We start from the raw sequence: 20400 nt of genomic DNA on the forward strand, positions 1-20400 counted from the left end.
AATATTTTTAAAACCACAAATACACCAAGACACAAAGAGTCAGATAATTTCTATAGTCTTGAGGCTGATGATTAATGGTGTACCATTGACATCTATCTGCTGATGATAGTAAGCGTTCTCAAGTTCTTCAAAGTAAATCTCAACAGCGAGTACTTCGTTCTTCACTAATTCGAGATGTACATTCAGGGACTCTAACAGCTCTCCTGATGTCTTCACTCCCAATTCAATCCGTTCGGAAACTTCCAAACCTGCCTGCTTGCGCGCATTTTGTAGCAGGCGGATGGCATCTCGAACGAGTCCTTCTTGAATCAGTTCTTTTGTGAGTTGAGTGTTCAGCGCCACTAAATAGCCGTATTCTTCGAGTGCTACATAGTTCTTTGGACTCTGAGCTTCAATGAGAAATGCTTCAGGTTCAAAGTGATAGAGTTCTCCATCCAGTTCGATCGCAGTCTCTTTCCCATCACGGATGTTATCGACAATTTCACGACTGTCAAGGGTTGCAAGCGCTGTCCTCAACTTGGGTAACTTCTTACCAAGGCGCTTGCCCAGAAGTGGTAAATTGGGTTTGACGGTGTAATCTACAAAATCTGCTGTCACATCTAGGTAAGTTACCGATCTAACGTTGAGTTCCTCTTTCAGTTGGTCTTCTAAGCACTTCAATCCTAAAAGCTCTGCTTCATTCTGAACCCGCACTAACATTTGCGGAAGGGGTTGACGTGTTTTCACTCCAGCCATCGCGCGGGTAGCACGTCCCAACTCGACAATTCGCATCAGCGTACTCATGTCACGCATTGCTGATTCGTCAATCAAGGCAGCATCCCACTCAGGCCAGCTGGCTAAATGCACTGACTCTGGCTCGTTCGGAAAGATACTCAGCACTAAGTTTTGATAGATGTGTTCGCTGCTAAAGGTTGCCATTGGAGCCATTAGCTTAGCGACTGTCACTAGGGTGTCATAAAGGGTCTTGTACGCTGAGAGTTTGTCGCGATCGCTAGTAGATTTCCAAAATCGGCGGCGATTGCGACGGACATACCAGTTTGAGAGGTCGTTCACCACAAAATCGCGGATCGTTCGACTAGCAGTTGTGGGATCGTAGGCATCGAGTTTGTCTGTGACATCCCGCACAAGTGCATTGGTTTTGGAAACTAACCAGCGATCGATAGCAGGACGTTCTGTCACCGCAATTTCCCGGGCTAAATCGGGTTTGTCGAGATTTGCGTAGAGGACTAGGAAACTGTAGGTGTTCCAAAGTGTCATCAAGAAGTCGCGCAAGGTGTCTTCAACCAATGCTTGCGAAAAGCGCTTGGTACTGTCAGGAGGGCTAGAACTGTAGAGATACCAGCGTAGGGCGTCCGCTCCTTGAGCATTTAACACAGTCCAAGGATCAACCACATTGCCCTTTGACTTGGACATCTTCTCGCCCTTTTCATCTACAATGTGTCCGAGTACGATCGCGTTTTTGAAGGCTGGAGAATCCTGTTTAATCTGGGACAAAGCACCCGATTCTCGATCTAGACTGCCAGTATCTGTGAGTAGGGTTGCCAAAGCGTGCAGACTGTAAAACCAGCCGCGCGTTTGGTCAATTGCCTCGCAAATATAGTCTGCTGGAAAACTTTGAGCTAGCATGTCTTGATTCTCAAAGGGATAGTGCCACTGTGCATAGGGCATTGCGCCTGACTCAAACCAGACATCTATGGTATAGGGAACACGTTTGAAGCACTTGCCGTTCTTCTCAAAGGTAATTTCGTCGATGTAAGGACGATGCAAATCTAACTCAGACAGATCGCGTCCCGCCAGCGCTTCTAAATCTCTGAGGCTGCCAATACACAGAGACTCGCTTTCGTCTTCACTAACCCAGATGGGTAGCGGTGCGCCCCAATACCGCTCGCGTGAAAGTGCCCAATCAATGTTATTCAACAGCCAATTCCCGAATCGACCATCGCGGATATATTCCGGATGCCAAGCGATTTTGTTATTGTTTTCAATCAGCTTGTCTTTAATTGCTGTCGTGCGGACGTACCAACTCTTTTTGGCGTAGTTAATCAGCGGCGTTCCATCGCGGTAGTTGAAAGGATAGGTATGTCGGATGGTAGTTTTTCGGTAGAGCAAACCCAACTCTTGCAAATCCTGAGCAATTTGCTCATCGGCATCCTTAAAGAATACTCCGGTATAAGAACTTTCAGTCGCATTGACTGGCTTCACTTCGGGATATACTTTACCCAACAGATCGACTGAGAAGAGCATTGGCAGGTTGTGCTTGCGTCCAAGCTCAAGGTCTCCATATGCAGTCGCAATATGCAAAACTCCTGTCCCGTCGCTAATGGTAACTTGCTCGTCGATAACTATACGGAAGCCCCTAGAAAGGTCTTCCCCCTCTGGAACGCGACCTTGTAATATGGGATCGTAGCCTAGATCAACTAGCATTTCACCAGTAAAGGTCTTCAGTGTCCGGTAATTACCTTCACCGAACACATCGTTAGCGCGATCGCAAGCTAGGATGTAGAGGTCTTTTTGATCTTGATTGCGATCGCTAGCCGAAGCCTCAAATAGACCATAGGTTGCATCGCCTCTCACCGCTAGGGCGACATTCGCAGCGAGCGTCCACGGGGTCGTAGTCCAAGCCAAGATATATACGGGACGTTCTCTAGATTCAAGAATATCGCGGTTTATCAGTTGGCTAAGGTGGGCTGGGAATTTGGGGTATACGGAGGGATCTTCCACATTCTCGCGATACCCTTGCGCCACTTCATGATCTGAGAGACTGGTATTGTTGCGGGGACAGTGCCAGGTGGTGCGATAATCTTCAAACAGAAGACCGCGTTCCCACAGCGATTTCATCAACCACCAACAGGATTCAATGTAGCTGTTGGAGTAGGTGATGTAAGCATTTTCTAAGTCGAGCCAATAGCCGATGCGTTCAGTTAGAGCATTCCAATCCTGGATGTACTCAAAGACCGATCGCTTGCAGAGTTCATTAAATTTAGCGATACCAAATGCCTCAATGTCAGACTTCTTGGTAAAGCCTAACTTTTTTTCAACACCAAGCTCGACGGGCAATCCATGTGTATCCCATCCACCTTTGCGTTGGACTCGGTACCCTTGCATGGTTTTATAGCGGGGAAACAGATCCTTGTAAGCACGGGAGATGACATGATGCACACCCGGCTTGCCATTGGCAGTTGGCGGGCCTTCATAGAAGACAAAAATTCCTTTGGGAGCCTCTTTGTCTACTGACTTGTGGAAAATATCACGTTTTTTCCAAAAGTCGATGATTTCTCTCTCTAAATCTGGAAAGCGAACCGCTTGTTGAACTTCTCTAAACATAGTTGACCGCACTCACGAGCGACTATCCGAACCAGGCGTTCAGCATTCATATCCTGGTTCATAATTCCTCTGCATTGGGACGCTGAGGTGAGCGCGGTACCACCCAATTTCACTAAAGCCTTACGACTCTAGACTCTGTCGCTACTCCCAACTGGGAAGAGCGACCCGCTGTAACGCGCGGAGCGCGGCTCTGTCTACTCAAAGCATTTGGTGTGTTTGCCTGGAAATGCTTTTTTCGGAGAGCAGCTCAGGGAGGATTTTCGTCTCTACCGTACGATCAGGCTCACACCGTCTCTGACTCGCTCTTGCGCCGACTTAGAGATTACTCGTTCCCATCATCGCTTTTAGTGTTAGGTCGTTATGCCGAGCACAACATATGTCCAATTCTGACACAAAGTTAGTGGGTTGTGTTTTAAAAGATTTAGTACTGCTTTGCGTAAAAGAGTAATGGTTTGAAACGCGGAGGCTCGCAGAGGAAAACGCAGAGGTTCGCAGAGTTTTGGTGCAAGAATTTCGCAGGCGAAGTTATACTATGTTGTATTTAGAAGCTATTTTTGTTTCCCGATCCTTTCTAAAATGGTTGGGCAATTTTGATCGGCAAGCCTTGTATAGATTTAATTGGTAATCAAGGTTTTTTGATTTAGTACCCGATTCAATTTGCCGCTACGATACCCTTCTAAATCGAGGGTTACGTAGATAAAACCAAATTCTTGAAATGTGGAAACTACTGAGTTTATGTCAGTATTCAATACAAAATTTTGAATTTGTTCTGGTGGCAATTCAATTCGGGCTGTGTCACCTTCCGAACGTACGCGCAAATTCTGCCAACCCAATTTACGTAGGTAAATTTCTGCCCTACCTACGCGCTGCAATTTGGCAACTGTAATTTCTTCACCGTAGGGAAAACGGGAACTGAGACAAGGTTGGGCGGGTTTATCCCACCAAGGTAAACTGAGTTGTTGAGACAGTTGACGGACTTCTGCTTTAGTGATACCAACTTCTGCTAATGGCGATCGCGCACCTCTTTCTTTTGCCGCCTGAATTCCTGGGCGATAATCATGCAAATCATCAGCATTGACTCCGTCTACCACGTAGGGATAACCCATCTCTACAGCTAAGGGTTTGAGGGTATCGTGCAATTCACTTTTGCAGAAATAACAGCGGTTGACAGGGTTGGAGGTGTAATTGGGATTTTCCATCTCATGTGTTTCGATGATTTTATGGGGAATCCCAATCGTTGCTGCTTGCAGGGAGGCATCTTCTAATTCTTCTGGTAACAAACTCGGCGAAACAGCTGTCACCGCTAAAGCGCGATCGCCCAAAACATCATAGGCAATTTTAGCAACTAAAGTACTATCAACACCACCAGAGTAAGCAATCAACGCTTGCTCCATTTCTGCAAATATGGCTTTTAGTTGCTCAAGTTTCTCTGTCAGCATCATTTCTACATCTAGCCAAAAACGTACAGCACCCTACAAATTACATTTTAGTTATTGGTTGTTGGTTGTTGGTTGTTGGTTGTTGGTTATTCTCTCACTCCCCCACTCCCCCACTCTCCCCATCACCCACCTCCCCATTCCCTAAATAGATGCTTTGCAGTATTTTGATACCAAAGTTCCTAACAGTGGCAAATCTATCGGTTTAGCAATATAGTCATTTACTCCTGCTGCTAGACAAGTTTCGCGATCGCCTTTCATTGCCATTGCTGTTTGGACAATGATTGGAATAGTCCGAAAATATTTATGTTCTCGCAATTTCTTTACGAGTGCCAAACCGTTCTCATCTGGTAGTTGAACATCCAATAAAATCACTCCTGGCTTTTGCTTGTTTAATGATTTCCACATTTCGGCAGCATTTTTGACTAAATTTACCTGATACCCCAATTTCTGAAGATAAGTTTGCATCATCTGGGCGTTAGGTAAGTCATCTTCCACTAACAAAATATTTGGTGATGGGTAATTGGTAATGGGTAATTGGTAATGGGTAATGGGTGATTGGGAGTTAGCCACCTCCCCATCTCCGGTTCTCCCCACCTCCCCCTCTTCTGCTTGTCTCAGCGGAAGTATGATTGTAAAACGCGAACCAGAATTTAGTTCTGATTCCACTTCTACCCGACCACCGTGAAGTTCTGCAAGTTTTCGAGTCACCGCTAACCCCAAACCTGTACCTTCATCTCTACCAACTACGGTGTTAGCAATTTGGAAATAAGGTTGAAAAAGTTCTGTCTGGTGTTCTTTGGGGATGCCAGTACCTGTATCCCAAACTGTAAAATGTATCCAGGAATCATTGGATTTAACTTGTAAGCCAACGGTTCCAGTATTTGTAAATTTGAGGGCGTTAAACAGCAAATTCAATAACATTTGCTTGAGTCGCAAGGAATCGGCAATTAAGGTAGTGACATTAGAGTCTATTTCAAGTACCAGTTTCAAACCCTTATTAGCTGCTTTCTCTTTTACCAATATCAAAACATTGCGACACAGAGTTTGCAAATCTACTTTTTCCCATTGCATCTCTAGTTGATTGGCTTCGATTTTGGAGAGATCCAAAATATCATTAATCAAAGCCAACAAATGCTTACCACTAGATTGAATAATGTTTAAATACTCTTGGTGACGTTCTCTAGATGGCTCGTAGCCTTGAGCTAAAAGCAAGTGGGTAAAACCGATAATTGAACTGAGTGGTGTACGGATTTCGTGACTGGTGTTTGCCAAAAACTGGTTTTTGAGTTGATTAGTGCGTTCTAGTTCTTGATTCAAGTTTTCTAAATTTTGACAATGCTGCTGTAAAGATTGTATTCTCCGCAATTGTGTTATGGTTGCAGCACATTGTTGGGCAGCGCGTGCTAACAATTGTGATGTGATTTGAGTGCATACATCTTTAAATAATTCACAACTAGACTCAATGGGTGTTCTAGCAATAATTAACCAGCCGATAACACTGCCAGAATTATCGGCTAACTGCCAAGCATTCGGGGGATCTTGTTTCTCAAGAAACTGTAAATCTTCGATGTCTATCTCTTCTTGTAATCTCAAGTGAAGTTTTTTACCTTTCCTCACCATCGGTTTTAGCAGTGGTAATGGTGAACGTCGAGATGGTGAACTAGAAATAAAACAAACTTTGCTAACTGTTTGCTGTGGTTCTACAAGGGCGATCGCCACCCTACTATTATTTAAAGCACTGTTGAGTTCGTTGACCACTATTTTAAAAATGTCTGCTTCACTTGTCACTGTTTGTTGATTACTAGTCAAACAAACTAGGCAATCATTGAGGCGATTTTGCAACCGACTCAAGCTGCGTTCCAGCCACAACTCAGCCTTAAGTTGCTGAATTGTTGTCAAAACAGTTTGTGTAGCATCTAATTGTGAGTTCTGCTCTGGTAAGCTTGAGTATTGTTGCATGGTCAACTAGACCGCTTCAAAAGTTTAGATTCGTACAGAAGTGCGAATAAGATTCTATGTATATTAACGCACTCCTCTTTCTATATTTATAAACTAAAACTGGAAGTGTCGAGTTTGACTGCATTACCCAGAATTCTTGTAGAAACTCTGAAAGCTTTATGCTGTAAGTTGCTTACGACTAAATTAAGACTATGGATGCACAATTGGCTCAATTTTTTGCCGCTTGGATTGCACAACTTCCTCAATTAACTATCAACGGCATTGCAGTGGGAAGTATTATTGCTCTAGGCGCGGTTGGACTTACCCTAACTTATGGGATTTTACGGTTGTCTAATTTTGCCCACGGTGACTTTCTCACTTTAGGAGCTTATCTGACGCTGTTCGTAAATACCTTTGGGGTTAATATTTGGCTGTCGATGGTACTGGCAGCATTAGGAACAGTAGGGGCAATGCTGTTGTCGGAAAAATTGCTGTGGTCAAGAATGCGTTCTATCCGCGCTACTTCTACTACCTTTATTATTATCTCCATTGGTCTGGCACTCTTCCTTCGCAATGGCATTATCTTTATCTGGGGTGGTGGTAACCAAAAATACAATGTGCCTGTCTCTCCAGCTTTGGACATAGGAGGAATAAAGGTACCTCAAGTCAAGCTTTTGGTATTTGTTTTAGCTGTATTGGCAATTTTAGTACTGCATTACCTCCTCCAAAATACAAAAATCGGCAAAGCGATGCGAGCCGTCGCCGATGATATTGATTTGGCAAGAGTATCTGGTATCAATGTTGACCACGTTGTAGTGTGGACTTGGGTGATTGCCGGCAGTGTGACTTCTCTTGGTGGTAGCATGCTGGGACTAAGTGAAGCGGTGCGTCCAAACATGGGATGGTTTCTGATTTTACCCTTATTTGCTTCAGTAATTTTGGGTGGAATTGGCAATCCTTACGGTGCGATCGCCGCAGCTTTTATCATCGGTATTGTCCAAGAGATCAGCACGCCTTGGCTTGGTTCTCAATATAAACAAGGTGTAGCTTTGCTAATCATGATTTTAGTGCTGCTCATTCGTCCCAAAGGTTTATTTAGAGGCACGATCTGAGCTAGGGATTGGGGATCGGGGATCGAGAATTGAGAATTGGGAATTGGGCATTGAGAAAGGATGTAACCCAGTCCCCGATCCCTGCTCCCCGATCCCCCATCCTCACTCCCTGTTCCCCATTCCCAGTTTCTGATTTAGATCAGAAGTTTAACCACTTAACTATTCAATGATGTGGAAATAATAGGCAGCCACAAGGAAATTGACAGCTAAGAGTAGCAGCGCCCAGCCCGTCCGAAATGGATAGGGAGGTTTAGCTGTGGTTGATTTAGCTACGGGTTTATCTGCTGTAGTATCTGCTTGAGCCATCTTGATGAACTCCTAACTTAAGGACATCTTCAGAAATACCAAACAGATGTCCCCATTCGCCACATTCGTTAAAAATATTTTCGTGATTTTGGGTAGTCCTACCTAAAGAAGGAGTGGGAGAGTGGGGGAGGGGGGAATTGGGAATTGGGCATTGGGCATTGAGAATTGGTGAAAATTTCATAATTCATAATTCATAATTCATAATTCATAATTTTTATGCCCCCTCCTCTTGCTCTCCAGCATGGTAGGAACTGCGAACTAGAGGGCCGGAACGGACGTGGCTAAAGCCCATTTTTCGCGCGATCGCACCCAACTGATCAAATTCTTCTGGAGTCCAGTATTTTTGTACTGGTAAATGTTCTAAAGAAGGGCGCATATACTGGCCAATGGTGAGGCGATCGCACCCGACATTGCGTAGATCCGTCATTGTTTCGATTACTTCTTCAACAGTTTCTCCGAGTCCCAACATCAAACCAGACTTAGTGGGAATAGTAGGATCGATTTCTTTAACGATTTGCAGAACCAAAAGTGAGCGATCGTACTTTGCTCCTCGACGCACTGGCCCGGTTAATCGTCGCACTGTCTCAATATTGTGGTTGTAACAAGCTGGCTTTGCCTGGGCGATCGCCGCTATGCGCTGCCGTTCCCCATAAAAATCAGGAGTCAGTACTTCTATTTGAGTTTCTGAATTCAACTGACGGATCGCCTCTATCGTCTTAACAAACCAACTAGCACCCTGATCTGCTAGGTCATCACGTGCTACAGAAGTCAGCACTACATAACGGAGTCCTAAAAGTTGTACCGCCTCTGCCACCTTTTGCGGTTCTTCAGGGTCTAAAGGCATTGGTGCATGACCTTTATCTACCTGACAAAAAGCACAAGACCTAGTGCAAGTTGGACCCATCAGTAAAAAAGTCGCTGTTTTTTGGGCGTAGCACTCCCCTCGGTTAGGGCAACGTCCTTCTTCGCAGATAGTGTGAATTTGGCGCTGCTTGATAATACGTTGTACCGTCGAGAGTTCACTAGCTTTGCCAATTGGGCGACGCAACCACGTTGGCATAGCTGCAATTTCAGACTTGAGTTGGTTTGTTTTGGAGAAGGTCATGGACATATAAGCTGGGGGCAACAGTAAAGAGCAAAGGAAAAGCCTACGGCTGAGGGAAAGTTTAAAGGGTAAAGGGAAAAGGAATTTTTTACCCCTTCCTCTTTTCCTGGCTTCTGCAATAAGTCTACTTTTATCACCATGACACAAATTGCAACCAACATCAGCCGAAGTTAGGTAAAACACTTATATGAGTAGGAACTTCTCCTAGAAAATACTATTCCCCAATCAAGATAAATATTGGATATAGTGGGAGAATTCAAGAGCCGAAAAGCGGTAAAACCGCCATTAAAACCTAAAGTTTCTGTTAGAGCAAGCAGTCGTGGTAAGTAACAAAGTTCTAGTGATCGATGACACTACAGTTGTCCGGGTAAAAGTACGAGAAATGTTACCTCCGGGTAACTTCGATGTAATAGAAGCAAAAGACGGTGTAGAAGGACTGAATTTAATCCGTCAGGAGAAATTCAGCTTGATCATGCTGGATTTCCTGTTACCAAAAATGAGCGGTTGGGAGGTTTTCCAGCAAATTCAATCTCAACCCGACCTAAAGAAGATACCTTTAGTGATCATGTCTGGTCGTAAAGAAGAGGTGACGGAAAAAATCTCAGAACCCTTTGAAAATTTTGAATTTCTTGGTAAACCTTTTGACCAAAAGCAACTAATTGGCGCAATTAAGTCAGCAATGACAAAGGCTAAACAGCCGCGCCAAGAATCTGTTCCGGTAGCGACACCTAATGGTGTGACACCAAGTGCTGATGTCGGAATAGCTTCTTCTGGTGATGAAATTCAGGCACTGAATGAAAAAATTGCCAAAATGCAGGCGGAAATAGATGGCTTGAAGAAACAGCTAGCCCAAGTTGTAACCTTTATTAAACAGAAAATCAAGTAGCATTAACTAAAACTTTTATCAAACTTGACAGGAAGTGCAAAACTTCCTAGTTTGAAGCATCTCAAGATTTTGAGATGCTTCAAACTTATTTAAGCTTTTCCCATCTTCTGTAGACGTTTACTATTTCCATAATTTCACATAGCTAATGTATGAGTTCATGTATATCTTTCACAAAATACACATAATTTGACGGATAGCAATGATAGCGGCACTTATTCAATGGGAATACTAAATCACAGATATCAAACTATAAGACTCGGCAAACAATAATGTTAGTTTCATTGGATAAAATTATTCCCTTTCCTGGTTATTCCATTACTGAGCAAATCTACTCGGGTAGCAGAACTATTGTTTATCGCGGCATCAGAGAAAAAGACCAAAAACCCATCATCATCAAACTGATGCGGAATGAATATCCCAGCTTCAATGAAGTTGCCCAGTTCCGCAATCAGTATAATATCACCAAAAACCTTGACCTTCCTGGCATCGTCAAAACCTATAGCTTAGAAAATTACCGCAACGGTTACGCCATAGTTATGGAGGACTTTGGCGGCATTTCCCTTCAGCAGTGGATGGAGATAAATCTAGAGAATTTACATGGTATTCCTGTAAATAATTTTCTTGACACAGGCATTCAAATTGCCTCCATCCTTGACGAACTGCATCGCCAGCGTGTCATTCACAAAGACATCAAACCTGCCAACATTCTGATCAATCCCACTACAAAAGAAGTCAGAATTATCGATTTCAGTATTGCCTCTCTCCTGCCAAGAGAAATTCAAAGCCTCACCAATCCCAATGTTTTAGAAGGTACGCTAGCTTACATTTCCCCAGAACAAACCGGACGAATGAACCGAGGTATTGACTACCGTACCGATTTTTATTCCCTCGGTGTTACTTTCTTTGAACTTCTCACAGGACAGTTACCCTTCACCACGACTGACTCAATGGAGTTAGTTTATTGTCACATTGCTAAGGAAGCACCAAAAGCCAGCTGTATTAAGTCTGACATTCCCCCAATTTTGTCTGACATTATCAGCAAACTAATGGCAAAAAATGCTGAAGATCGCTATCAAAGTGCCTTGGGTTTAAAGCATGACCTAGAACTGTGCAAACGACAGTGGCAAGAGACTGGAAAAATAACATTCTTCGAGTTAGCAACTAGGGATATCCCAGACCGTTTTCTCATTCCCGAAAAACTATATGGTCGTCAACGGGAAGTAGAAACCCTTCTCGCTGCTTTTGAGAGTGTTGCCAATCCTCCTCAATCTCCCCTTAACAAGGTAAATCAGCGTGTTGCAGAGGTTTCTCCCGTTTTAGCAAATGGTATGGGTTACAGGGGGGCCAAAATGGTATTAGTCATAGGTGATCCTGGTGTGGGGAAAACAGCTGTTGTCAACGAAGTCCACAAACCCATCGTCCGTCAGCGCAGCTACTTCATCAAAGGAAAATTTGACCAGTTCCAACGTGACATCCCTTTTTTAGCATGGATAGAAGCTTTTCGGGATTTAATTAGACAACTGCTCTCTGAGTCTGATGCTCAAATTCAAATATGGAAAGCTAAAATTTTGACTGTCTTAGGCGATCAAGCTCAAGTCATCATCAATGTAATTCCTCAACTAGAACAGATTATTGGCAAGCAACCCCCAGTTACTGAACTCTCGGGCAATGCTGCCGAAAATCGTTTCAATTTGTTGTTCCAGAGATTTATCCAAGTCTTTACCAGTAAAGAGCATCCCTTAGTAATCTTTTTAGATGACTTGCAATGGGCCGATGCAGCTTCTTTGAAATTCATCCAATTACTATTAAGTTCTACTCCCTCTCCTTTGTTATACTCCACCACATCTTCCTTTGAGGAAGATTTAGGGGAATGTCAGACAGAGGAAATAAGCGGAACTCAAGGAAGTCTCCTGCTGATTGGTGCGTATCGGGATAACGAAGTCTCCAAAACTCATCCACTTTCTTTAGCAATAAATGAAATTGAAAAAAATGGAAACACTATTCATACTATTAGTCTCAAAGCTTTAAATCAGAGTGATGTAAACCGTTTGATTGCTGATGCTCTCCATTGCTCTGAAGCAATAGCTGTTCCTCTGACCCAAATGGTATTTGCCAAAACTAAAGGTAATCCCTTCTTTACCAATCAATTTCTCAAGTCTTTGCATGCCGATGAACTAATTAAATTCCAGTTTGACCTTGGACGTTGGCAGTATAACCTGTCAAAAATAATGTCATTGTCTCTTACAGACGATGTTGTAGAATTTATGTCACTTCAAATAGAGAAGCTGCCCAGACATACCCAGGAAATTCTCAAATTGGCAGCTTGTATCGGCAATCAATTTGACTTAAAAACTCTTTCTATCGTATCTGAAAAAAATGCAATAGACACGGCATCCGATTTATGGGTAGCTTTACATGAAGGGTTAATTTTACCTCAAAGTGAAGACTATAAATTATTTGCAGATAATAGTAATGAAATATTGTCAGTGGGTGAGAGGGAAAAATCTACCCAATTACCCAAATACAAATTTGTACATGACCGAGTACAGCAAGCAGCTTATTCTTTAATACCTGAAGAAACAAAAAAAGCAATTCATCTAAAAATTGGTCAATTGTTGTTGAATAAAATTCCAGATGTAGAGCGTGAAGAAAACATTTTTGCTCTGGTTAATCAATTCAATACAGCAGTAGAATTAATCACTGTACAGACTGAACGCGATCAACTGGCTACCATGAACTTAATTGCCGGACGTAAAGCTTTAGCATCAACAGCTTATGCAGTAGCAATTAAGTATTTAATAACTGGCATTGAACTATTAGCAGCTGATAGCTGGGAGAAAAAATACGAGCTAACTCTATCTTTATATGAAACAGCAGCAGAGGCAGCATTCCTGGCTGGCAATTTTGAACAGACTGAGCAGTTCATCCAGGTAGTTTTGGCACGAGCGAAAACACTGCTGGAGAAAGTGAAAGTTTATGAAGTCAAAATTAAAGCTTATGGAGCGCAAAACCAAGCATTAGAGGCTGTAAATACCGCACTAGCAGTTCTAAAGTTGCTGGAGGTAGAGTTTCCTGAAAATCCCAGCGAATCTGATATGCAATTAGCGATAGCAGAAATAACATCAAATTTGGCTGGGAAGCGCATCGAAGACTTAATTGATCTGCCGGACATGACAGAACCTCATGCTCTGGCAGCGATGAGTATCCTATCATGTACATTGGGCTTTATTTATCAAGCTTTTCCCACTCTTTATCCACTGTGTGTATCTAAACAAATTAGTTTATCTTTCAAATACGGTAATTCTTTCTGGTCTACCTATGCATACACTAACTATGGGGTAATTCTTTGCGGCATATTAGGAGACATTGAGTGTGGCTATCAATTTGGCAAACTAGCTTTGAGTCTTCTGGCTAAGTTCAATACTCCAGCAGTAAAAACAAAGACAATTTTGACCTGTAATACAGGTATTGTGCATTGGAAGGAGCATGTTAGGGAAATATTGCAACCTTTGTTGGAAGCTTACTCAGTTGGATTAGAAACGGGAGATTTAGAATATGCTGCTTATTCTCTTTATGGATATGCTTACTGTTCATATTTCATCGGGAGAGAACTAGCAGAACTAAAACAAGAAATGGCCGATTACAGTAATGCTATTCGTCAATTAAATCAATTAACAGTATTGAACTGGCATGGAATATATTGGCAAACTGTCTCAAACTTGCTAACAACTGTTGAAAATCCTTGTTGTTTAATCGGTGATTTTTACGATGAGGAAAAAATGTTGCGAGTGCATCAGCAAGTTAATGATTTAGGAGGATTGTTTCATTTATATTGCAGCAAACTACATTTGTCTTATCTATTTCAGGATTTCTCTCAAGCAGTTGAAAATGCCACACTGGCAGAAAAATATTTAGCGGGTGGTACAGGACAAATAGTTACTGCTCTGTTCCATTTTTATGATTCACTAGCACGCTTAGCAATGTATGCTGAAGCAACCCAACCAGACCAACAGTGCATTCTTAATAGAGTACAAGTCAATCAGAACAAAATGCAGAAATGGGGGCATCATGCTCCCATGAATTATTTACACAGATATTATTTAGTAGAGGCAGAACGGCATCGAGTTCAGGGTGAATATCTCGAAGCCATTGACTGTTACGATCGCGCCATTGCCCTTACCAAAGAACACGAATACATTAATGAAGAAGCTCTCGCTAACGAACTTGCAGCTAGGTTCTATCTAGAATGGGGCAAACAGAAGATTGCTCAAGCTTACCTCACTGATGCTTATTATTGCTATGTTCGCTGGGGAGCTAAAGCTAAAGTTGACGATTTGGCCAAACGCTATCCCCAATTACTTGCTCCCATTCTCCAGCAGGGAAAACCAAGCCTTTATTCTAGTAATAAAAGCACCACTGGTCATACCACATCCCTAACGACTCCAACAAGCAGCCATCATACTGTCGTAGGCTCTCACACAAGCATTTCTGACTCTTTGGATTTGGCAGCTGTGATTAAAGCTTCTCAAGCACTCTCTGGGGAAATTGAACTGGAGCAGTTGCTTTCTACTTTAATGAAAGTTGTCATGGAAAACGCAGGAGCCTCTAAATGTGCTTTAGTGTTGAACACAGGTGATAATCTGGACTTAACGGTTGCCTGTATCAGTTCCAGTTCTACTTCTGCACCTACCTACACAGAATTTCCATCAACTTCCCTTGAATTCAGCGATGACCTTCCTATTACTTTAATTAACTACGTCAAACGCACAGGAGAAATTTGTGTCATTGATGATGCCAAGACGGAAGAGTCGGTAGCAAGCGATCGCTATATCATCCGTCAGCGACCCAAGAGCCTATTATGTACTCCGATTAACAACCAAGGCAAATTCCTCGGTATTCTCTACCTAGAAAATAATCTGACAACAGGAGCGTTTACGCGCGATCGCCTAGAACTTCTGAAAGTGATTACCACCCAAGCAGCAATCTCTCTAGAGAATGCGATTCTCTACAGGGATTTGGCACAAGCAAAAGAACACTTGGAAGAATACAGCCATACCTTAGAAGAGAAAGTTGAACAGAGAACACAGGAACTCAACGAAAAAAATCAGCGCTTGAAACAAGCCATACTTGATTTGCAAAGCACTCAAACCCAACTGATCCAAAGTGAAAAAATGTCTAGCTTGGGGCAGATGGTAGCAGGAATTGCCCATGAAATCAACAATCCCATCAACTTTATTCATGGCAATATTGCTCATGCTAGGGAATATGTCCAAGACTTGCTGGAATTAATTGCTATTTATCAACAGGATTACCCCAATCCTTCTCCTGCAATTGCTGAAAAATCGGAGGAGATTGACCTAAATTTCCTACTACAAGACCTACCAAAGCTTTTAGATTCAATGAAGATCGGAACATCGCGCATCCGTAATATTGTTCTAGGCTTACGCAACTTCTCCCGCTTGGATGAAGCGGAAATGAAACCTGTAGATATTCATGAAGGCATCGACAACACCTTGATGATTTTGCAACACAGACTGAAAGCAAAGAGCGATCGCTCCGAGATAGAAGTCATCAAAGAATACGGACAACTGCCGGAAGTAACTTGTTACGCCGGTCAGTTAAATCAGGTGTTTATGAATATTCTTTCTAATGCGATCGATGCATTGGATGATGGGAATAGGGAATTGGCGAGCAGGGATGAGAAAAATCAGCAAATCCCCGTCCCTAAGATTCATATTTGTACTGAGATAACAGACGACAATAGCGTTAGAATTCAGATTGCTGATAATGGCCTTGGCATAAATCCTGAGGTACAACAGAAAATTTTTGACCCATTTTTTACCACTAAGCCAGTAGGAAGTGGTACAGGGTTGGGATTGTCAATTAGCTATCAAATTATTGTGGACAAACACAAGGGTAAGTTAATCTGTAATTCTAAGCCAGGAGAGGGAACTGAGTTTGTGATAGAGATTCCGATGCAATAGTGAAGGATATCGATGCTATTTGAATCGGGTTGCTGCCGTTGTTCAGCAATTTCAGCGTACAGTAGTTTATCAATTTGCTGCCGTTGGCGCAGAAATTTTCCCTAGGGAGTCCAAGTTCCTAAATCTTTTTGCAAGAAGGAAAAAATCAAGAAGCTAGAGGTGAGTGGTGAGTCAAAGGCCAATACGGTTCAGTTAGTAGAATTCAATCTTTGGAGATCCCCCTAAATCTCCCTTAAAAAGGGGGACTTTAAAGTAATTTTCCCCCCTTTTCAAGGGGGGCTAGGGGGGATCAAAATCTTAACTGAACTGTATTGGCTAATATCCCACCCTTGCTTTTGGAACAACTTTTATTAGCATGGAGTGGGATGGGATGATTAGAAACTTGCAGTTAGCCTTATAGTTTGAGCAACTCTAGTTTTTCTACATTCTGATAACGGCCAGAACGAAAAGACCAATCAAGGTTGCCACTTATCCAGGAATGCAAGCCTGATATATATTTGTTCAGTTCAGTATCTAGTTCTTTTCCAAAAGATGGAAGAGAAGATTCTAAATTTATCATTGCTTGTACCTCTTGATTGTGCATTTCAACAGCACGCTTCATCGCTTCCTCCAGAGAAAGTCCCTGTTGATAATGCAGTACTAATACTAAATTGTGAACATCACCACTTGCCATTTCCCTGGATGCTGAAAAGATATCATTACACCAGCAAACAATTTTATTCGTCATGTTTGTGAGCGTTCTCACAATATCGTTTGCTCTGACAAAATCGGGAATGATTAAATGATTGCAAAATTCAATGAATTCCATGCTAGATTCCATTGCACCACTTAACATATGTATCTTTGTATAAATGTCTACGTTGGGCACAATTCCTTGTGCGCGGTTTGTTGCCTCCAAGATACATCCATCAAAATAGTTCTCAACAGCGTTAACGAAGTAATCAAACCATTTTTTAGTTCCTTTTTGAAGTATTCGCTGTCGTATGTTACCTAAAGCATAACTAATGGGTATATCGTTGCTGGTAAGCTCTGCACCTTTTAAGATTGCTAGAAATCTATTGTGAAAAAACTCAACTAATTCAGGTTTTTTCCCTAAATCTGACATATCGCATTGGTCATCCCAAATAAATAGCCAAGTCACCCAATCATTTACAACTGTTAACTCTTCAAATTCGCATTCAGGAAATGCACCTGCTGATAGTAAAAAAAACTTTGATTTGCGGAAACGATGATAACTGGATTCATCTGCCAAGAGCTTGAAACGCAAGACCCATTCAAGAGCATTATCTTCTAGAACATCAACATACTTGTTAATTTGAGACGGAAATGGGCAGTATAATTCTGAGAAAATTGATGCGTTCATAATTACTCCATAAATCAAGGTTACACGGCAAAATTAAATCCCGTGTTTAAGTAATATCTGCCTAAATAAAAGTAAATACTGGTAGCTACAAATAGCCAAAAATTAATTGCTAATTTCATTAGCTTGATTAGCAATTACTTACAGCAAAACTTTTGAGATTTAAGCAAGATGGTGTTAGTTCTCATGAGAGATTAAATCATTTGTCATTAGTGTTAAAAAAGACAAATGATAAACTCTACTAAATCTGTAAGAAGCAGAATTTTAGACTTCTACAGACATCTACACACGATATTTTGAAATCAAGCGATTACTTCATAACAGTATGGATCTACAATTTATCTATTCTGTTAACACAAAAAGAAGACAAAGCTGAGAATAATAACAAAGCTCTTCCTGGAGTCTATGCTTAAATTTTGCAGCGACTTTAAGAACGAGAAGTTACCGAAAAAAGGATGGATTAATTAGCATCCAATTATCGCAAAACTTAGATTTTGAACAAAAATACTTATCAAACCGACACGCTAATATTTAAACAGTGTTTATCTCAAATCCTGTTGTATTTGATCGCACTGTCTGTATTGTTCAACTATAATTTTTTTGTTCACAAACCATTGATAAGAATAATGTTTAATTTTTTCTTAAAAATCTATCCGTAATTACCTAGATTTATCAATCTTGATTGAAATCAAAAAATACATTGTATCTTTTGACACGAAGTATTTTTACTCTTCCGGTTCTGATTAGAGCTTTTATGGAAAGTCTGAATTCATTAAAATTTACATACTGTTAGAAACTTGATACATTTAGATATAGAAATTGATTTAGCTTAGTTTATCATCGATAAATTTTATATAAACAAATTTTATGTAAATAAAGTAATAAAAATAACTTTTTGTATGGGTATAATTCCTATATTGTTGTGTTTGCCTGACATTTGTCAAAAATTGCTACGCCTGTAGGAAAAATGTCGTTTACAAAATATCTCCTGATTTGCAGATGAATGTATGGGCATCAACCCAAAGTAGTAAATAAATCCATCAAGCAAATATCTATCTAAAGACAGCTTGACAAAAAGATTTGTGCTGAAAATTTGTCTGTAGTATTTTTCGCAGTTTGTCTTCACAAAACAGGAGCAGGATTGAATGCAGACTTGTATGAATGCAGACTTCTGAGCAAACCCAATTTTACGTATATCAACTACAGGCTGCGGTGAACTGCTGGTGGCTATTTAGCGGTTGTGGTAATGGATAATCAATTGGTACATCAATACTTTTCGGATTAGCACCTTCGATCTGGAGTTATAGCTGGGATGCATGTTAAAGGGTAAACATCCATCCCTTTCCCTTTTCCCTTTCCTCCTTAACCGAAAGGTATTGATTGGTACATACCTTTATGGGTAATAAAGGTGTGGCTTTCGCTTTCTAAAACAGGCTAATGTTAAATATATTTGTGTTAACGAATATAAAATTCTTAAGCAATATCCCTTTTCATGTGGAAAGGGATATTGATTTTATACCTAGCAACAATAGCAATCCTATTTGAGGTGTGAGAATTGAAAGCTTCAGAACCCCAATTTCTTCAAGAAATCGAGGTTCTAGTTTTTCACGAATGATTAAGCGATCGCACAAAATCGAGTATATCTACTTGATTAGAAACTCATCAACAAGTAAAATGATTCACATCTTGCACGCTTATGTAATAGCCCGGAGGTAGAACCTCCCAAGCCTCGTTACCACGTTGAACCTGGTAACGAGAACTAGGGTTGTGCTCATTTGCGTCGCTGGCGATCGCGGCGTCTGATTAGTAACTATCGTATCGGTAGGCGATCGCATAGTAATAACCATGTTTCGCCTTAGCAGTTTTGTTCGCAAGCTCCGATACTGACCCAACTGCTAGATAGCTTACCATCTTGCCCGCAATACCACTCCTTTTTCCAAATCGGGGCATTGTGTTTAAGAGTATCGATCGCATAACGACAAGCTTCAAAGGCTTCAGAACGATGGGGACAACCCACCGCAACTAAAACACTAATTTCGCCAATTTGTAAACGCCCAATACGATGGTGAATCACAATACGATTCACATCAGTCCATTGTTGTCGAATATCGGCAGCAATTTGATAGAATACCCGCAGCACCATCGGTTCATAAGCTTGATACTCTAGCGCAACCACAGGTTTTCCATCGGTTTGATTGCGAACCATTCCACTCATCATCACTACAGCCCCATTGGCTGGCTCATTAGCTAGTTGATAGATTTCTTCAACAGACAATGGCGCAAAGGTAATGGCAAAGCTATCTTCAGTTCTAGGCTTGATGGGGAAAGCAAATTTAGTTGTCATAACAAAGAAGAGGAGCCTCTGAGTTGTGGAGCCAGTGCGCCTTTGGAGGTTTCTGTAGACGCGCAACGAGCAGCGCGTTGGGAACCCCAAAGCCACCCTTGTGGCGAGTGGCGCGGTAGAAGGTAAGAATGTTGGGTGAAAAGGTGGGAATTTTGGGTTAAAAGGATTGTTTTTCCTTCACCTCTTACAAAAGTGTATTTTACTAGAGGTTTATTGATACAACCTTATTTTGTCCACAATCTCTATTTAACAGCTTTTTGCTATTTTATAGATGAACATCATCTATAAAAAAAATGCCAATCAATACGCAAATTCTAGTTTTTTTATGTAATCCTACTTAATTTAGTCACTGACTTAGTCATCATCCTTAAGGCATATTACTATAGTTGAAGTAACGAAGTTATCTAGCTACTTTTTTAGATGGTTTTTATAGCGACTTGAATCAACTACCAAGTGCAGTAACTACCTAGTAAATAGCAGGCAAATTCCTGATTAGGATTAGCAATAGGCATATGTATTGGCACTTGCAAGGAGAATCATAACTGATATTCCTTATTCCTTCCTTATCACTTACCGTCATGCTTCAGCATTTTCCAAAATAG

The 20400-nt window shown here is 41.5% G+C and carries 12 protein-coding genes, 1 pseudogene and 1 other annotated feature; of the genes and pseudogenes, 3 read left to right on the plus strand and 10 right to left on the minus strand.

The window, feature by feature from the left end; all coding sequences use genetic code 11:
* Positions 1-39: 39 nt before the first annotated feature.
* The 3 genes from ileS to hrmK form a co-directional block, all read right to left on the minus strand.
* Entirely contained in the window at positions 40-3324 is a 3285-nt protein-coding gene (ileS, locus tag HXY43_RS16835) for an isoleucine--tRNA ligase (RefSeq protein WP_290884964.1), read from the minus strand.
* Positions 3325-3396: 72 nt separating this feature from the next.
* Positions 3397-3672 (minus strand) — a binding site (T-box leader).
* Positions 3673-3938: 266 nt separating this feature from the next.
* Complete coding sequence (gene larE / locus HXY43_RS16840) at positions 3939-4766, minus strand: ATP-dependent sacrificial sulfur transferase LarE (protein WP_290884967.1); 828 nt, start codon at positions 4764-4766, stop codon at positions 3939-3941.
* 138 nt (positions 4767-4904) lie between these two features.
* Positions 4905-6722 carry a hybrid histidine kinase/response regulator HrmK gene (hrmK, locus tag HXY43_RS16845; RefSeq protein WP_290884970.1) on the minus strand — a complete coding sequence of 606 codons (1818 nt, stop codon included), beginning with the start codon at positions 6720-6722 and terminating at the stop codon, positions 4905-4907.
* Positions 6723-6913: 191 nt separating this feature from the next.
* Between hrmK and HXY43_RS16850 the strand changes: the two genes are divergently transcribed.
* A complete protein-coding gene (locus HXY43_RS16850) occupies positions 6914-7813 on the plus strand; it encodes a branched-chain amino acid ABC transporter permease (RefSeq protein WP_290884972.1) in 900 nt (299 codons plus the stop codon).
* A 159-nt stretch (positions 7814-7972) separates the two neighbouring features.
* On the opposite strand, the gene HXY43_RS16855 is transcribed toward HXY43_RS16850, so the two are convergent.
* Genes HXY43_RS16855 through lipA form a run of 3 tightly spaced genes read right to left on the minus strand, consistent with a single transcriptional unit; the run spans position 7973 to position 9224 of the window.
* The gene (locus HXY43_RS16855) at positions 7973-8119 is read right to left on the minus strand and encodes a photosystem I protein PsaX (RefSeq protein ID WP_026736536.1); all 147 of its coding nucleotides are present in this window, start codon (positions 8117-8119) and stop codon (positions 7973-7975) included.
* Positions 8091-8300, minus strand: coding sequence for a hypothetical protein (locus tag HXY43_RS16860; RefSeq protein WP_290884976.1), 210 nt, complete (start codon positions 8298-8300; stop codon positions 8091-8093). Before HXY43_RS16860 ends, HXY43_RS16855 begins: the two co-directional genes overlap by 29 nt.
* Positions 8301-8333: 33 nt before the next feature.
* Complete coding sequence (gene lipA, locus HXY43_RS16865) at positions 8334-9224, minus strand: lipoyl synthase (RefSeq protein ID WP_290884979.1); 891 nt, start codon at positions 9222-9224, stop codon at positions 8334-8336.
* A 319-nt stretch (positions 9225-9543) separates the two neighbouring features.
* Here lipA and HXY43_RS16870 point away from each other — a divergent pair, with 319 nt between their 5' ends.
* Positions 9544-10110, plus strand: a complete 567-nt coding sequence (locus HXY43_RS16870; protein WP_290884982.1) for a response regulator — start codon at positions 9544-9546, stop codon at positions 10108-10110.
* A gap of 269 nt (positions 10111-10379) precedes the next feature.
* Positions 10380-16094, plus strand: coding sequence for an ATP-binding sensor histidine kinase (locus HXY43_RS16875; protein ID WP_290884985.1), 5715 nt, complete (start codon positions 10380-10382; stop codon positions 16092-16094).
* A gap of 2 nt (positions 16095-16096) precedes the next feature.
* Here HXY43_RS16875 and HXY43_RS16880 read toward each other — a convergent pair.
* From HXY43_RS16880 to HXY43_RS16895, 4 genes and pseudogenes are all read right to left on the minus strand, one after another.
* Positions 16097-16270, minus strand: a pseudogene (locus HXY43_RS16880) (cytochrome P450); the annotation flags it as partial.
* Between the two features lie 218 nt (positions 16271-16488).
* Complete coding sequence (locus tag HXY43_RS16885; protein WP_290884988.1) at positions 16489-17457, minus strand: terpene synthase; 969 nt, start codon at positions 17455-17457, stop codon at positions 16489-16491.
* A gap of 1691 nt (positions 17458-19148) precedes the next feature.
* Complete coding sequence (locus tag HXY43_RS16890; protein ID WP_290884991.1) at positions 19149-19301, minus strand: hypothetical protein; 153 nt, start codon at positions 19299-19301, stop codon at positions 19149-19151.
* A gap of 8 nt (positions 19302-19309) precedes the next feature.
* Complete coding sequence (locus HXY43_RS16895; RefSeq protein WP_290884994.1) at positions 19310-19798, minus strand: molybdenum cofactor biosynthesis protein MoaE; 489 nt, start codon at positions 19796-19798, stop codon at positions 19310-19312.
* Between the last annotated feature and the right edge of the window lie 602 nt (positions 19799-20400).

The sequence above is a fragment of the Fischerella sp. genome, from assembly GCF_013388695.1.
Taxonomy (GTDB): domain Bacteria; phylum Cyanobacteriota; class Cyanobacteriia; order Cyanobacteriales; family Nostocaceae; genus PCC9605.

Coding starts and splice junctions, on each gene's coding strand:
- hrmK (WP_290884970.1), bottom strand. CDS start 6,722: ATGCAACAATACTCAAGCTTACCAGAGCAGAACTCACAATTAGATGCT.
- HXY43_RS16855 (WP_026736536.1), bottom strand. CDS start 8,119: ATGGCTCAAGCAGATACTACAGCAGATAAACCCGTAGCTAAATCAACC.
- larE (WP_290884967.1), bottom strand. CDS start 4,766: ATGATGCTGACAGAGAAACTTGAGCAACTAAAAGCCATATTTGCAGAA.
- HXY43_RS16895 (WP_290884994.1), bottom strand. CDS start 19,798: ATGACAACTAAATTTGCTTTCCCCATCAAGCCTAGAACTGAAGATAGC.
- HXY43_RS16875 (WP_290884985.1), top strand. CDS start 10,380: ATGTTAGTTTCATTGGATAAAATTATTCCCTTTCCTGGTTATTCCATT.
- lipA (WP_290884979.1), bottom strand. CDS start 9,224: ATGACCTTCTCCAAAACAAACCAACTCAAGTCTGAAATTGCAGCTATG.
- HXY43_RS16885 (WP_290884988.1), bottom strand. CDS start 17,457: ATGAACGCATCAATTTTCTCAGAATTATACTGCCCATTTCCGTCTCAA.
- HXY43_RS16890 (WP_290884991.1), bottom strand. CDS start 19,301: ATGGTTATTACTATGCGATCGCCTACCGATACGATAGTTACTAATCAG.
- HXY43_RS16850 (WP_290884972.1), top strand. CDS start 6,914: ATGGATGCACAATTGGCTCAATTTTTTGCCGCTTGGATTGCACAACTT.
- ileS (WP_290884964.1), bottom strand. CDS start 3,324: ATGTTTAGAGAAGTTCAACAAGCGGTTCGCTTTCCAGATTTAGAGAGA.
- HXY43_RS16860 (WP_290884976.1), bottom strand. CDS start 8,300: ATGAAATTTTCACCAATTCTCAATGCCCAATGCCCAATTCCCAATTCC.